Genomic DNA, 648 nt, shown 5'->3' with positions numbered 1-648 from the left:
TGTCGACCGTCATGCGGGCATTGCCGAAGTCATACAGGCTTTCCACATAAGAGAGCAACGCTTCGGCACGTCCTTCCGCCAGGCGGGCATTGTTGGCGTAACCTCCTTCGGGAGAGGCATAACCCTTGATGGAAACCGCCGTGATGGTCGCGTATTTGTTGCCCCGCACGGCCTCGATGCCCTTGCGGATTTTGCCTAATTCAGCCGGGTTGTTGCGGTAATCCGGCCGGATGTCGGTCTGGTTGACGGGGAAATCCAGGTAAGCACTACCTGCCGCCGTGCGCGCCTTGACCGCCTCAGCTTGCGGCGTCACGTACGCCAGCACCGGTTGCAAGACGACCGGCTCGAAGTTGAGCGCGAAGAGCGGGGACTTGTTGCTTTGTAAAGCCTCCCAGCCGCATCCGCATTCGTCGAGGACGATGGAGACTTCAGACTTCTTCATCCAATCTGCATAGGGCGTGTAGATTTGGTAGTCAATCCATTGCTCCTCCCCATTTCGGCGTCGGTATTCATACTCGGAGGGTTGTCCGCCGGTTGTCCGTTCCAGACGTTCATACAGGATATGGCGCGTTTTACCATTTAATATAATAGGAGGCAACGCCCGGAGGCTGTCACCTGATTCGATAAGCGGCGTGCAGACGAGCGAGC

1 pseudogene is annotated in these 648 nt (G+C 57.3%); it reads right to left on the bottom strand.

What is annotated here, in order from left to right:
- Window positions 1–648 (bottom strand): annotated as a pseudogene (locus B5F77_RS15820) (hypothetical protein); the annotation flags it as partial.

This window comes from Parabacteroides sp. An277 (assembly GCF_002159645.1).
Taxonomy (GTDB): domain Bacteria; phylum Bacteroidota; class Bacteroidia; order Bacteroidales; family Tannerellaceae; genus Parabacteroides.
Note: the sequence above shows the minus strand (reverse complement) of the source record. Positions and strands in the feature narration are given on the sequence as shown.